Source organism: Microbacterium sp. LTA6 (assembly GCF_045690355.1).
Taxonomy (GTDB): Bacteria; Actinomycetota; Actinomycetes; order Actinomycetales; family Microbacteriaceae; genus Microbacterium.
Window position 1 is genome coordinate 3,585,902 of record NZ_CP147855.1, and the last position, 13,591, is coordinate 3,599,492.

Below are 13,591 nucleotides of genomic sequence, written 5' to 3' on the forward strand. Positions count from 1 at the left end.
AGAGTTCGCGTCTATGCGTCAGCGATCAGCCGCTTGCCGGTGTTGGACACGGTGAACCGCTCGTACCCGAGCCGATCGTAGAACCCCAGCACCTCGTCGTTGCCGCCCCGGACCATCAACTGCACCTTCGGGCAGCCCATGGCAAGAAGAAGCCGTTCCGCCTCCGCGACGAGCCTTCGTGCGATCCCCTGCCCGCGATGAGCATCCGCGGTGGCGAGGTAGTACAGCCAGCCGCGATGACCGTCATAACCCGCCATCACCGTTCCGATGATGCGCTCGGCATCCGCGCTCTCCAGCGCCGCAATGCTGGCGACGAGAAAGAGCTCGGGCTGCACAGACATCTTGCGCTCGATGTCGAGGCGAGGATCATTCCACGGGCGGGTGAGGCCCGCTTCTTCCCACAGCGAGACCACGCCCTCTGTGTCCTGCGGTTGGAATGCGCGAATCCGCCAGTTCATCGTGGACCTTCCCGCCGGGCCTCGGATCCGGCGCATCCGAGTCTAGAGGCGCTTCGCGCACCCTTCAGTCGCGGACGACCCGGTATCTCCCGCACATGAAGTTGCGGTTGCGTGCCACTTCCAGAAGCTCGAGGTCGAGTGTTCGAGGAAGCAACGGCGCACCTGATCCCAGCGTCACCGGGGCGTACTGCACCCAGATCTCATCGATCAATCTCGCATCGGAGAACTGGCCGACCAGCTCTCCCCCACCGACGACCCAGAGATCTCGTTCACCGGCCGCAGCAGACATCTCGGCGTGCACCGCACGGACGTCGCCACGCACGAACCGGACGTCGGCGCCGTCGGGAACGGGCAACTCACGATGCGTGAACACCCAGGTCGGCTGCGCGTACCCCCAGGGCTCGCCTTCGGTGTGGCGAAGCACCCACTCGTAGGTGGACGCCCCCATCGCCAAGGCTCCGATGCTCTTCTCGAACTCGGCGTAGGCCATCGGTCCGTTCTGGTCGATGTCCTGCTTCAGCAGCCAGTCGAGGGAGTGCTCGGCGGTCGCGATGAATCCGTCGAGGCTGGACGCGGTGTAGTAGGAGGTGGTCATGGCTCCAGCGTCGCACCGGCGTCGGACATCCGCCAGGATCAGCGCGCGAGCAGCCCTGCCGGATCGACAGGATGCTCATGCCACTCGAGGTCGGGATAGCGCTTGAACCAGGACACCTGGCGCCTCGCGTAGCGGCGGGTGAGCGACTGTGTCTGCGCGATCGCCTCGGATTCGCTCATCGTTTCGTTGAGCTGTCCGAGGGCCTGCGCGTATCCGATGGCGCGACTGGCGGTCACGCCGTGCTCGAGGCCCTGCTCGCGGAGGGTGACGACCTCGTCGACGAGGCCCGTCGCCCACATACGGTCGACCCGTGCATCGAGTCGCTCGACGAGTTCCGCCCGATCGACACGGAGGCCGATCAGTCGGGTGCGCGGATGCCACACCACCGGCTTCTCAGGAAGGGCAGCGCCATGGGTCTGGGCCCCCTGTTCGATGACTTCGAGTGCGCGGATGATCCGTCGCCCGTTCTTCGGGTCGATCCGCGCGGCCGTCTCCGGATCGAGGACGCGAAGCCGCTCCAGCAGCACTGCTGTCCCGGCTTCCTCGAGCTCATTCTCCAGTCGCGCCCGGACCACCGCGTCACGCGGGGGAAAGCGGAAGTCGAAGACCACGCTGGACACGTACAGTCCGGAGCCGCCCACCAGGATCGCGTCACCGCCGCGAGCGTGGATGTCGGCGATCGCCGCCCGCGCGAGCGGCTGATACCAGGCGACGGCAGCCTCCTCGGTGACCTCGCGCACGTCGAAGAGATGATGCGGGATGCCTCGGCGCTCCTGCGGTGCCAGCTTCGCCGTGCCGATGTCCATGCCGCGATAGAGCTGCATGGCATCGGCGTTCACGACCTCGGCCGGATTGCCGTTCGCTCTGAGTGACTCGGCGAGATCGAGTGCAAGGTCGCTCTTGCCTGTTCCGGTCGCACCGACGATCGCCCAGAGACGCGGACCGTCGGCGGGCGAACCGATCCCTTCGACGGGGCTGGTCACCGAGGTGGAATCAGACACCGATGCGGAGCGTGGGCAGTCCGAGCACGACCGCGCGGGGAGCTCCGTCGCCGGACGGGGCGGGAACCGCGCAAGATTCGGACTGCGAGCGATCCCACGCGTCGCCGCCGCGCGTGCGGCGGATCTGCAGGGGCTTTCCGGTCGGGTCGTCAGCAAGCAGGTGGAACGGCGCGGCGTGGGTGATCGTCACGGTGACGACATCACCGGGACGAGGGAGGTCGGAGCCCGGAGTCACCTCGAAGTGCACGAGGCGGTTGTCCTCGGCCCGACCGGTGAGACGGTGCGTCTCCGCGTCCTTCTTGCCCTCGCCCGTCGACACCAGCACCCGGACCTCGCGACCGACCTGCTTCTGGTTCTCCTCGAGTGAGATGCGCTCCTGCAGGGCGATGAGCCGGTTGTAACGTTCCTGGACGATCTCCTTCGGCACCTGATCTTCCATCGTCGCCGCGGGGGTGCCCTCACGAATGGAGTACTGGAAGGTGAATGCCCCGGAGAACCGCGACTGTTCGACGACGCGCATGGTGTCTTCGAAGTCCTCGTCCGTCTCGCCGGGGAAGCCCACGATGATATCGGTGGTGATCGACGCCAGCGGGATGCGCTCGCGCACGCGGTCGAGGATGCCGAGGAACCGCTCGCTGCGGTACGAGCGGCGCATCGCCTTCAGGATGCGGTCGCTGCCCGATTGCAACGGCATGTGCAGTTGCGGCATCACGGCCTCGGTCTCGGCCATTGCGTCGATCACGTCGTCGGTGAAGGCCGCGGGATGCGGGCTCGTGAACCGGATGCGCTCCAGGCCGTCGATCTCGCCGGCGGCACGCAGGAGCTTTCCGAATGCGTGGCGGTCACCGAACTCGACGCCGTACGAGTTGACGTTCTGTCCGAGGAGGGTGACCTCGATCGCTCCGTCGTCGACGAGGAGGCGGATCTCGTTCAGGATGTCGCCAGGGCGGCGGTCCTTCTCCTTGCCACGCAGGCTCGGCACGATGCAGAACGTGCAGGTGTTGTTGCAGCCGACCGAGATCGACACCCAACCACTGTGCGCCGAGTCCCGCTTGGTCGGCAGCGTCGACGGGAAGACGTCGAGCGACTCCAGGATCTCGAGCTCGGCTTCACCGTTGTGGCGCGCGCGTTCGAGCAGGCCGGGAAGAGAACCCATGTTGTGGGTGCCGAAGACGACGTCGACCCATGGCGCCTTGTCGAGCACGGCCTGCTTGTCCATCTGAGCCAGACAGCCGCCCACAGCGATCTGCATGCCATCTTTGCGACGCTTGACCGACGCGAGGTGCCCGAGAGTGCCGTAGAGCTTGCCCGCAGCGTTGTCGCGCACCGCGCAGGTGTTGATGATGACGACATCGGCCTCGGCGCCGTCGACAGCGCGCACGTACCCAGCGCTCTCCAGGGATCCGGAGAGCCGCTCCGAGTCGTGCACGTTCATCTGGCACCCGAAGGTGCGCACTTCGTAGGATCGCTGTCGGCCGTCGACGTCAATGGCCGCCGACGAAGCGCTGATGATCGTCGGTTCGCTGCGCGGGATAGTCATGGTCATCCCATTGTACGAGCGCTCCGACGTAGAAGCCCTGCGAACGATGCCGCTCCGTGCGCGCCGACTGAATGAAAGGTGTTCAGTCCGAATCCACGAACCGCACACCGGAGGAGGGCTGCCCGAACGACGCCTCGGTCAGCGCGGTGCGTGCGGCCTTCATCGCGACCGAGCCGTTGTACCCCCGCCGGGACAGCTGCCCGACGAGCCGGCGAAGGGCGGTGTCATGATCGAGGCGCGACAATGACCGCGCCTTCGTACGGGCGAAGTCCAACGCGCGTTCGTCGTCATCGTCTGGAACCTCGTCGAGCGCCGCTGCGATGACGTCGCGCGGGATGCCCCGTTGCGCGAGTGCTCGAGACAGCGCCACCCGCCCCAATCCTTTCCGTTCGACACCGGAGATGACGAGGTGTCCGGCGAGGATCGCATCATCCAGGTACCCGCGCCGGCAGAAGTCGTCGATCACGTCGTCGATCTGCGAAGACTCGAGCGAATATCCCTTCAGCACAATTCGGGACTCGGAGACCGAGAGCGATCTGGTGCGCAGTTTTCGAACCAGCGCCTCCTCGGCGACCTTCCGGGTCTCCTCAGGATCAGGGGTCTGACTCTCCGCACCCTCGGCGTCGGATGTTCCCTCTCCCGAATCCGCGTGTGGGTGCAATGCCCGCAGACGCGGAGCCGTGTGCCGCTCTGCGGTGCCGCGAGCGGGATGCCGATCGCTCGGCGCGCCCTGGTCTCGCCCTCCGGAAGACGCCTCCGACGCTCTCTTCGCGCCGAAGAGCGGAATGACGGGGGCGAGACGATCCACGATTCCGCCCGCTTCGCCCCCGTTCTCACCGATCATGATCAGGCCGGTCGACGCTCTGCGAGCTCGTCTGCCGCAGCAGCAGCCGCCGGCGCCGCCGCACCGATACCGAGCTTCTGCTTGATCTGAGTCTCGATCGCCAGAGCGATGTCAGGGTTCTTGAGGAGGAACGTGCGCGCATTCTCCTTGCCCTGACCGAGCTGGTCGCCGTCGTATGTGTACCAGGAGCCCGACTTCTTCACGATGCCGTGCTCGACGCCGAAGTCGATCAGGCTTCCCTCACGGGAAATGCCGATGCCGTACAGGATGTCGAACTCGGCCTGCTTGAACGGCGGAGCCATCTTGTTCTTCACGACCTTGACCCTGGTGCGGTTTCCGACAGCGTCGGTGCCGTCCTTCAGAGTCTCGATACGACGGATGTCGAGCCGCACCGATGCGTAGAACTTCAGCGCCTTGCCGCCGGCAGTCGTCTCCGGCGATCCGAAGAAGACGCCGATCTTCTCACGCAGCTGGTTGATGAAGATCATGGTGGTGTTGGTCTGGTTCAGGCCACCGGTGAGCTTGCGCAGCGCCTGCGACATGAGGCGAGCCTGCAGACCCACGTGCGAGTCGCCCATCTCACCCTCGATCTCGGCACGAGGCACAAGCGCCGCCACGGAGTCGATGACGATGAGGTCGATGGCGCCGGAACGCACGAGCATGTCGGCGATCTCGAGCGCCTGCTCTCCGGTGTCGGGCTGCGAGACGAGAAGGGCATCGATGTCGACGCCGAGCTTCGCCGCGTAGTCGGGGTCGAGCGCGTGCTCGGCGTCGATGAAGGCGGCGATGCCGCCTGCGCGCTGCGCGTTGGCGATCGCGTGCAGCGTGAGCGTCGTCTTACCGGACGACTCAGGGCCGTAGATCTCGACGATGCGGCCACGCGGAAGGCCGCCCACTCCGAGGGCGACGTCGAGGGCGATGGAGCCGGTGGGGATGACGGCGACGGGTGCGCGGTCATCGCTGCCCAGCCGCATGACCGAGCCCTTTCCGAACTGCCGGTCGATCTGAGCGAGGGCTGTTTCCAGGGACTTCTCGCGGTCGGCGGGTGATGGCATGATGTGCTTCCTTCTGCTCGCGTGGTGCCGCCTGTAGGCTGTCGCGGCCGACCCGGCTGGGACGAACTCTCCGACAAGGCGTATGGCTCTGAGCCATGTCTTCACCGTAGGAGGGGCCTCCGACATCGTGTCGGCGAACCCGCGAACTGTGGAGAGACAAGTCTCGAAACCATCTGTGCAGAAGACTACGCCCGCTTCGAACAGATATTCGACGACACGCCGCAATCGGAACGTCGTCGCCCGCACGCATGGATCAGAACGAGATCGAGTCAGCGCTTGCGCGGCTCCAGACGGCCGGCGCCGTAGCGGCGCTCCGGCGGCACATCCATCTCCTCGCAAAGAGCGAGCCAGATGTCACGCGGTGGCAGCCCCAGATCGAGCGCTTCCAGGGCCGTCCGGCCACCGAGAGCGGTGAGCACCAGATCGTTCAGCAACGACGAAGCGCGCCCCGAGAACTCGCCTTCGACGGCGCGAAGAAACTCACTGCGACGCATCGAGGTTCCGGCGTCGACTCAGTGGAGGGAGAGCTGCGGCTCGATCGATGCAACGAGGTCGTCCGGGACGACGTCCGGGAAGACCTGGATTCCCTCAAGGACCGAGATGCGATCGCCTACTTCGCGCATGATCGTCGAGATCGGCACATCGAGTGCATCGGCGACGGACGCGAGGATCTCGCTGGACGCCTCTTTCTGCCCGCGCTCGACCTCACTGAGGTAACCGAGTGCTACCGAGGCTTTGCCCGCTACCTGACGAAGGGTACGGCCCTTCTGCAGGCGGAAGTCCCTGAGCACATCGCCGATTTCCTGTCGAACAAGAATCATCAGAACCCCCTCTCCATCGCCATCCCCGGAATCCTCCGAGGGATCGCCAGTCTAACCCGACCTGACTCCATTAAATCTACTGTTTCTCGCTGTGGTTTCGTTGTGAAGGACCTTGACAAGGGACGTGGTGTGAGCCGCACACCATCGACAACAGCGATCCGATGACTGCTATTCCCGGAGCACGGCCAACGCGGACGAGAGCGCGGCGTCGACCGACTGCTGGCGAACGGCCGCCCGGTCCCCCTCGAAGACGAACATTCGGGAGATCTTGATCCCGGGAGCGACGACGCCGATGTGCACCGTACCCACCGGTTGACCGTCCGGCGAATCCGGTCCGGCGATACCGGTGGTCGCGATGCCGACGTCCGCCGGAAACCCTGCGACCGAGAGCGCACGACGCACGCCGTCAGCCATCTGCAGCGCCACTTGGGGATGCACCGGTCCATGCTCCTCGAGCAGCTCGGCGTCGACCCCGAGCAGCGTGTGCTTGACCGGAGTGGCGTAGGCCACGATGCCTCCGCGGAAGACATCGGAAGCGCCGGGCACGGACACGATCTCCGCCGCGATCGCGCCACCCGTCAGGGACTCGGCGACGCCGAGACTCAGCGCGCGCGCCCGCAGCACCTCGAGAAGCGCAGCGGCGTTCGCCGTCGTCATGAGGTCTGCTGGTCCTGGCGACCACCGCGGACCTGCGCGACGATGTAGTCGACACCGCTGGCCACCGTCAGGACCAGCACGGCGGCCATCAGCACCGCCGTGATGAGAACCCAGATGTCGAGGCCGATCAGCACGTGCAGCGGGAGCAGCGCCCACGACAGCGCGACGCCCTGCACCGCGGTCTTGAGCTTGCCCATCCACGCTGCGGCGACGATGTGCTGTTTCGCCACCATGAAGCGATGGATCGTGATGCCCCACTCCCGGACGAGGATGATCACGACGAACCACCAGCCGAACTCACCGAGCTCGCCGAGCACCGCGAGGCCGATGAATCCGGCACCGGTGAGCAGCTTGTCGGCGATCGGGTCCCACAGCTTGCCGAAGTCGCTGACGATGTCGTACTTGCGCGCCAGGTAGCCGTCGACCCAGTCGGTCGAGATCGCGACGATGAAGAGGACCGCCGCCGTCCACCGAAGGGCGAGATCGGGGATGCCGTACGTGCCGCCGAGAAGGAGCAGGACGAAGAAGACGACCGCAAGGGGGATGCGGGCGATCGTGATCGCGTTCGGCAGCTGCCGGGGAATCGCCATCAGTCGCGACCCGTCAGGCCCCAGGCGTCTTCGTCGCCGTCGCCCTCGGATTCGACGACCGGCAGGCCTGCGAACTGCGCTTCGACAGGATCGACTTCCCGGAAGCCTGAGGCAGGAGCCGGAACAGCGGGTGCAGGAGCAGACGGCGCGTCGTCGCCGCGGAGCTTGGCCATGACATCCGCCAACTGCTCGGCTGTCACCAGCACATCTCGGGCCTTCGACCCTTCGGACGGGCCGACGATCTCTCTGGATTCGAGCAGATCCATCAGGCGTCCGGCCTTGGCGAAGCCGACCCGGAGCTTGCGCTGCAGCATCGAGGTCGAGCCGAACTGCGTCGAGACGATGAGTTCTGCGGCGGCGAGCAGCAGTTCGAGATCGTCGCCGATGTCCTCGTCGACGTCCTTCTTCTTGTGCTCGACGGTCTCCTGCACGTCGGAGCGGTACTCCGGCCGCGCCTGGCGGGTGACGTGTTTGACGACCGCTTCGATCTCTTTCTCATCGACCCAGGCGCCCTGGAGGCGGAACGGCTTGGACGACCCCATCGGCGAGAAGAGCGCGTCGCCCTGCCCGATGAGCTTGTCTGCGCCGGGGCTGTCGAGGATGACACGGCTGTCGGTGACGCTGGTCACGGCGAACGCGAGTCGAGAGGGCACGTTGGCCTTGATCAGACCGGTGACGACGTCGACGCTCGGTCGCTGCGTGGCGAGGACGAGGTGGATGCCGCTGGCACGGGCGAGCTGGGTGATACGGACGATCGAGTCCTCGACATCACGAGGAGCGACCATCATCAGGTCGGCGAGCTCGTCGACGACGACCAGCAGATACGGGTACGGCTTGAGTACACGCTCACTGCCGACCGGCACCTCCACCTCGCCGGCGCGCACCGCGCGGTTGAAGTCGTCGATATGGCGGAAGCCGAACGACGCGAGGTCGTCGTACCGCATGTCCATCTCCTTCACGACCCATTGCAGCGCTTCGGCGGCCTTCTTGGGGTTCGTGATGATGGGCGTGATCAGGTGCGGCACACCGGCGTAGCTGGTGAGCTCGACGCGCTTGGGGTCGATCAGCACCATGCGCACATCCGTCGGCCGGGCGCGCATCAACAGGCTCGTGATCATCGAGTTCACGAAGCTGGACTTTCCCGAGCCGGTGGAACCGGCGACCAGGAGGTGCGGCATCTTGGCGAGGTTCGCGATGACGATGTTTCCGCCGACATCCTTGCCGACGCCGATCGTCATCGGATGCGTGCTCTTCTGCGCCGCCGGGGATCGCAGGACGTCGCCGAGCGCGACCATCTCCTTGTCGGCGTTCGGGATCTCGATGCCGATCGCGCTCTTGCCGGGGATCGGCGAGAGGATGCGCACATCGTTCGAGGCCACCGCATACGCGAAGTTGTTGCTCAGCTGGAGGATCTTCTCGACCTTGACGCCGTGGCCGACCTCGACCTCGTACTGCGTCACCGTCGGACCGCGCGAGAAGCCGGTGACCTTGGCGTCGACCTTGAACTGGGTGAGCACGTTCGTGATCTGCTCGATGACCTTGTCGGTCGCCTCGGAACGCACCACAGAGGGCGGCCCTTCGCTGAGCACACCTGGCGAGGGCAGGATGTAGGGGGCGACCGGTGCCTGTGGACCCCGCTCCCCCGGTCCCGCGGTGCCGAAGCCGTCGAGACCAGGAAGCTCAGGCTGTTCGCCGGTGTCAGAGGCGTCGTCGAGCAGAGCCGTCGTCTGCTGCTCGGCGAGGGCATCAGTGACGGAGCGCACGTCCGAGAGCACTTCGGTGGCGGCGTCGTAAGGATCGGCGACGATCACGGCCTGGTCGTACGCCGGAGTGACGTCCGTGGTGGAGAGCAGTGCCGTGATGTCGTCGGAGCCGAGGGTTCCCTCGTCGGGATCCTCTTCACGACCGGTCTTGTTCCGGCGCCACCACGGCAGCACATCCGGATCGTCGACCTTGTCATCTTCATCGATCGCCGCCGCGTTCTTCGCGGGTTTCTCGGGGCGCTCGGCGTCGAACATCCAGGCGTACAGGTCGCCGAGACGGGTGCCGATGCGATTCGGGGGCGTCTTGGTGAGGATCAGCACGCTCAGTACGGCGAGCAGCGACAGCACGATGTAGGCGACGACCGGGCTCAGGAAGGCGAGCGGCTCACCCAGCATCCATCCGAAGAGCCCGCCGGACTCGCTGATGGCGAGCATCCCCTCCTTGGGCTGGGGACGGGCGCCTGCGACGTGGCAGAAGCCCGCAAGCGAAAGGATGAAGAGCCCGAATCCGATCCCGATGCGCCCGTTGTCGTGCACGGAGGACGGATGCCGGAACAGCCAGCCGGCGAGCAGGAGCAGCAGCACCGGCATCACGAACGCGGCACGGCCGATGAGTGCACCGACCGAGAAGGCGCTGATGTTCGCCGCGACCTCGTTGCCGATGAAGAACCACTCGTTCACCGCGCCGGCGGCCGCCAGCAGCACGAGCAGGAAGGGGAAGCCGTCGCGACGGTCGTCCTTCTCGAGGTTTTCCGGTCCGAACGCGCGGAACAGCCCGCCCACGCCGTGGGCGAGCCCGATCCACGCGCGTACAGCCACCGGAGGCTTGTCGATCGCGTCGATGTACTTCTTGGGCGCGGCTTGAGCCTTCGGAGCCGCCTGCCGCTTCGGGCGAGGCGATGCGCTCGTAGACGCGCGCTCGGATTTCGTGGTGCTCCTGGCCATGCACTCACGCTACGTCCCGGCACCGACGTTTCCGCGTAATGACGCGGCTTTCCGCGGATTCTCCGCTCAACCGAGGCGCTTCACCATGATGTCGCGGACCGGACCGCTCTCGGTCACGGCAAAACCCTCGGAACGATACAGGGCTGCGGCATGGTTGCCTTGCTGCACGCTCAGGCTGATCAGGCGATAGCCGGCCGCACGAGCGTGAACGCCGACCTCGCGGATCAGAGCACGCCCGACTCCCCTGGCTCGCCAGATCGGCCGCACCCCGATGATGAGCTCGGGAATCCCGGTGCCGACGTATCCGAAGCCGGGATCGCTGCGCGGCAGGGTCCGATACCACGCCGCCCCGATGGGCTCTTCGAACTCGTCCACCGCGAGGAAGCCGGCATCTCCAGGGCGCATCCATCCCGAGAGATATCGGCGGTACTCTGCGCTGGCGATCACCTCATGCCTCGGGCGGACGTCGTCGAGCTGCCAGTTGGCAGCCTCGACGACCATCTCGGCGAGGAACCCGCCATCGGACACCGCTGCTGGACGAACGCGGAACGCGGACATGCGGCGAGTGTAGCGACCTCGTGTTACGCCTCGATGACGAGCGGCACGATCATCGGCCGACGACGCAGCTTCTGGTTCACCCAGCGACCGATCGTGCGCCGGATGATCTGCGACAGCGCATGCGTGTCGTGCACGCCGTTGCCGGATGCCTCCTTGAGCGCCGCGATGATCTTCGGTGTGATGTCATCGAACACCGAGTCGTCCTCGGCGACGCCGCGTGCATGAATCTCCGGTCCGGAGATGATTCGGCCGGTGCTGGCGTCGACCACGACGATCACAGAGATGAATCCCTCTTCACCCAGGATCCGGCGATCCTTCAGGTCGGCATCCGTGATCTCACCGACGGTGGAGCCGTCGACGTACACGAAGCCGATGTCCAGCTGGCCGGCCACCCTGGCTTCGCCGTCCTTGAGGTCGATCACCGTGCCGTTGGCGGCGATGAACGTGCGCTCTTCCGGGATCCCGGTCTCCTGCGCGAGCTTCGCGTTGGCGTAGAGGTGCCGGGACTCGCCGTGCACGGGGAGAACGTTCTTCGGCTTGAGGATGTTGTAGCAATAGATCAGCTCGCCCGCGGCGGCGTGGCCGGAGACGTGGACCTTGGCATTGGCCTTGTGCACCACGTTGGCGCCGAGTCGCGTGAGACCGTCGATGACGCGGTAGACCGCGTTCTCGTTGCCGGGGATCAGGCTGGACGCCAGGATGACCGTGTCACCCTCGCCCACCTCGATCGCGTGATCGCGATTCGCCATGCGGCTGAGCACCGCCATCGGCTCGCCCTGCGATCCCGTCGACATGAAGACGATCTTGTCGTCCGGGAGGTCGCGCGCCTTCTTGTAGTCGATCAGGACGCCGTCCGGCACTGTCAGGTACCCGAGGTCTGCGGCGATCGTCATGTTCCGGACCATGCTCCGCCCGAGCAGCGCGACCCGGCGACCGTGCGCGGCTGCAGCATCGAGCACCTGCTGCACGCGGTGGATGTGGCTGGAGAAGCTCGCCACGATCACACGGCGAGGAGCCTTGCCGATCACCTGATCGAGCACCGGTCCGATCGAGCGCTCCGTGGGGGTGAAGCCTGGCACGTCGGCATTCGTGGAGTCGACCAGGAACAGATCGACTCCCTCCTCACCGAGGCGGGCGAATGCGCGAAGGTCGGTGATCCGTCCGTCCAGCGGGAGCTGGTCCATCTTGAAGTCGCCGGTGGCGAGCACGAGACCGGCCGGCGTTCGGATGGCGATCGCCAGAGCATCCGGAATCGAGTGGTTGACCGCGACGAACTCGAGGTCGAACGGACCGACCTGCTCGCGCTCCCCCTCCTTGACGGTGAGGGTGAAGGCCTTGATCCGATGCTCCTTGAGCTTCGCCTCGACGAGGGCGAGCGTGAGCCCGGATCCGATCAGCGGAATGTCGCTCTTCAGACGCAGCAGGTACGGGACGGCGCCGATGTGGTCTTCGTGGCCGTGCGTGAGGACGACCCCGACGATGTCGTCGAGGCGATCCCGGATCGGCTCGAAGTCGGGCAGGATCAGATCGACACCGGGCTGGTGCTCCTCGGGGAACAGCACGCCGCAGTCGACGATCAGGATCTTGCCGTCGTATTCGAAGACGGTCATGTTGCGGCCGATCTCGCCGAGCCCACCGATCGGGATGACGCGCAACGTCCCTTCTGCGAGCGGTGCGGGTTCTGCGACGGGGATGGACATGCTGTCTCCTCTTTCGGACGCTGTGCGCGTCCGTTCGTTCATGAGGGCGCGTCTCAGCGCCCGATGTCTCAGCGCGTGGTGCCGTGCACCTTCGGAAGTGCGCCGCCCGCAGCCGCGTTGCGGTCGGGGCGGAAGTTGGAGAAGTCGGCACCGGGCACATCGTTCACGAGGTCGAGTTCGTCCTCGATGAGCGCGGCTTCCCACTCCTCCGGCCCCACGAGAGGCAGGCGGACGCGCGGGCTGGAGATGCGGCCGAGGCCGTGCAGGATGTACTTCGCAGCCACGGTGCCCGGAACGTGGGTCATGACCGCACGGACGAGCGGCTCGAGGCGCTTGTGCTCGGCCGTGGCGGCGGCCAGGTCTCCACGGTTCACCGCGTCGACGATGGCACGGTACGGGGCCGCGGCGACGTTCGCTGTGACGCCGATGAGACCGGCTGCGCCGATCGAGAGGTGCGGAAGCACGTTGGCGTCGTCACCCGAGAAGTACATCAGGTCGGTCTGATTGAGCACGCGGCTGACCTCGGAGAAGTCCCCCTTGGCGTCCTTCACGGCGAGGATGTTGGGGTGCTTGGCCAGGCGCATGATCGTCTCGTACTTGATCGGAACACCGGTGCGACCCGGGATGTCGTAGAGGATCACCGGCAGGTCGGTCGCGTCCGCGACCATGCGGAAGTGCGTCAGGATGCCGGCCTGGGTGGGCTTGTTGTAGTACGGCGTGACGATCATGATGCCGTCCGCGCCGGCCTTCTCGCTGGCCTTGTAGAGCTCGATCGCGTGGGCCGTCTCGTTCGACCCGCCCCCGGTGATGATCTTCGCGCGTCCGGCGGCGACGGACTTGCCGACCTCGACGAGCTTGAGCTTCTCAGGGTCGGTCAGGGTCGAGGTCTCGCCGGTCGTTCCCGTCACGACGATGCCGTCCGCACCCGCGGTGATGACGTCATCGATGTGCTTCTCGACCGCGGGCCAGTCGACTTCGCCGTCGGCCGTCATCGGAGTGACGAGCGCGACGAGAACCTGTCCGAATGGATTACCCGAGTGCGTCATGGTCCCAGCGTATCGTTT

At 66.1% G+C, this 13,591-nt stretch carries 14 protein-coding genes; all 14 read right to left on the reverse strand.

The window, feature by feature from the left end; all coding sequences use genetic code 11:
* Window positions 1-11: 11 nt before the first annotated feature.
* Complete coding sequence (locus tag LTA6_RS17180; RefSeq protein ID WP_407358323.1) at window positions 12-458, reverse strand: GNAT family acetyltransferase; 447 nt, start codon at window positions 456-458, stop codon at window positions 12-14.
* A 64-nt stretch (window positions 459-522) separates the two neighbouring features.
* Entirely contained in the window at window positions 523-1,053 is a 531-nt protein-coding gene (locus LTA6_RS17185) for a dihydrofolate reductase family protein (protein ID WP_341975080.1), read from the reverse strand.
* 38 nt (window positions 1,054-1,091) lie between these two features.
* Window positions 1,092-2,015 carry a tRNA (adenosine(37)-N6)-dimethylallyltransferase MiaA gene (gene miaA / locus LTA6_RS17190; RefSeq protein ID WP_341978443.1) on the reverse strand — a complete coding sequence of 308 codons (924 nt, stop codon included), beginning with the start codon at window positions 2,013-2,015 and terminating at the stop codon, window positions 1,092-1,094.
* Window positions 2,016-2,046: 31 nt separating this feature from the next.
* On the reverse strand, window positions 2,047-3,594 hold the full coding sequence (gene miaB / locus LTA6_RS17195) for a tRNA (N6-isopentenyl adenosine(37)-C2)-methylthiotransferase MiaB (protein ID WP_341978445.1): 1,548 nt from the start codon (window positions 3,592-3,594) through the stop codon (window positions 2,047-2,049).
* An 82-nt stretch (window positions 3,595-3,676) separates the two neighbouring features.
* On the reverse strand, window positions 3,677-4,438 hold the full coding sequence (locus LTA6_RS17200; protein WP_341975081.1) for a regulatory protein RecX: 762 nt from the start codon (window positions 4,436-4,438) through the stop codon (window positions 3,677-3,679).
* Between the two features lie 2 nt (window positions 4,439-4,440).
* Window positions 4,441-5,493, reverse strand: coding sequence for a recombinase RecA (gene recA / locus LTA6_RS17205; protein WP_341975082.1), 1,053 nt, complete (start codon window positions 5,491-5,493; stop codon window positions 4,441-4,443).
* A gap of 269 nt (window positions 5,494-5,762) precedes the next feature.
* Window positions 5,763-5,987 (reverse strand): DUF3046 domain-containing protein, encoded by a 225-nt coding sequence (locus LTA6_RS17210; RefSeq protein ID WP_341975083.1) that lies wholly within the window; start codon window positions 5,985-5,987, stop codon window positions 5,763-5,765.
* A gap of 18 nt (window positions 5,988-6,005) precedes the next feature.
* The gene (locus tag LTA6_RS17215; RefSeq protein WP_102191905.1) at window positions 6,006-6,314 is read right to left on the reverse strand and encodes a helix-turn-helix domain-containing protein; all 309 of its coding nucleotides are present in this window, start codon (window positions 6,312-6,314) and stop codon (window positions 6,006-6,008) included.
* A gap of 168 nt (window positions 6,315-6,482) precedes the next feature.
* Window positions 6,483-6,971, reverse strand: a complete 489-nt coding sequence (locus LTA6_RS17220; RefSeq protein WP_341975084.1) for a CinA family protein — start codon at window positions 6,969-6,971, stop codon at window positions 6,483-6,485.
* Window positions 6,968-7,561, reverse strand: a complete 594-nt coding sequence (gene pgsA / locus LTA6_RS17225; protein ID WP_341975085.1) for a CDP-diacylglycerol--glycerol-3-phosphate 3-phosphatidyltransferase — start codon at window positions 7,559-7,561, stop codon at window positions 6,968-6,970. The genes LTA6_RS17220 and pgsA overlap by 4 nt, the downstream gene beginning before the upstream one ends.
* Window positions 7,561-10,269 (reverse strand): DNA translocase FtsK, encoded by a 2,709-nt coding sequence (locus tag LTA6_RS17230; protein ID WP_341975086.1) that lies wholly within the window; start codon window positions 10,267-10,269, stop codon window positions 7,561-7,563. Before LTA6_RS17230 ends, pgsA begins: the two co-directional genes overlap by 1 nt.
* A gap of 66 nt (window positions 10,270-10,335) precedes the next feature.
* Window positions 10,336-10,827: a GNAT family N-acetyltransferase gene (locus LTA6_RS17235; protein WP_341975087.1), complete on the reverse strand. Its 492-nt coding sequence runs from the start codon at window positions 10,825-10,827 to the stop codon at window positions 10,336-10,338.
* A gap of 23 nt (window positions 10,828-10,850) precedes the next feature.
* Window positions 10,851-12,527, reverse strand: a complete 1,677-nt coding sequence (locus LTA6_RS17240) for a ribonuclease J (RefSeq protein ID WP_341975088.1) — start codon at window positions 12,525-12,527, stop codon at window positions 10,851-10,853.
* Window positions 12,528-12,595: 68 nt separating this feature from the next.
* Window positions 12,596-13,573, reverse strand: coding sequence for a 4-hydroxy-tetrahydrodipicolinate synthase (gene dapA, locus LTA6_RS17245; RefSeq protein WP_341975089.1), 978 nt, complete (start codon window positions 13,571-13,573; stop codon window positions 12,596-12,598).
* Between the last annotated feature and the right edge of the window lie 18 nt (window positions 13,574-13,591).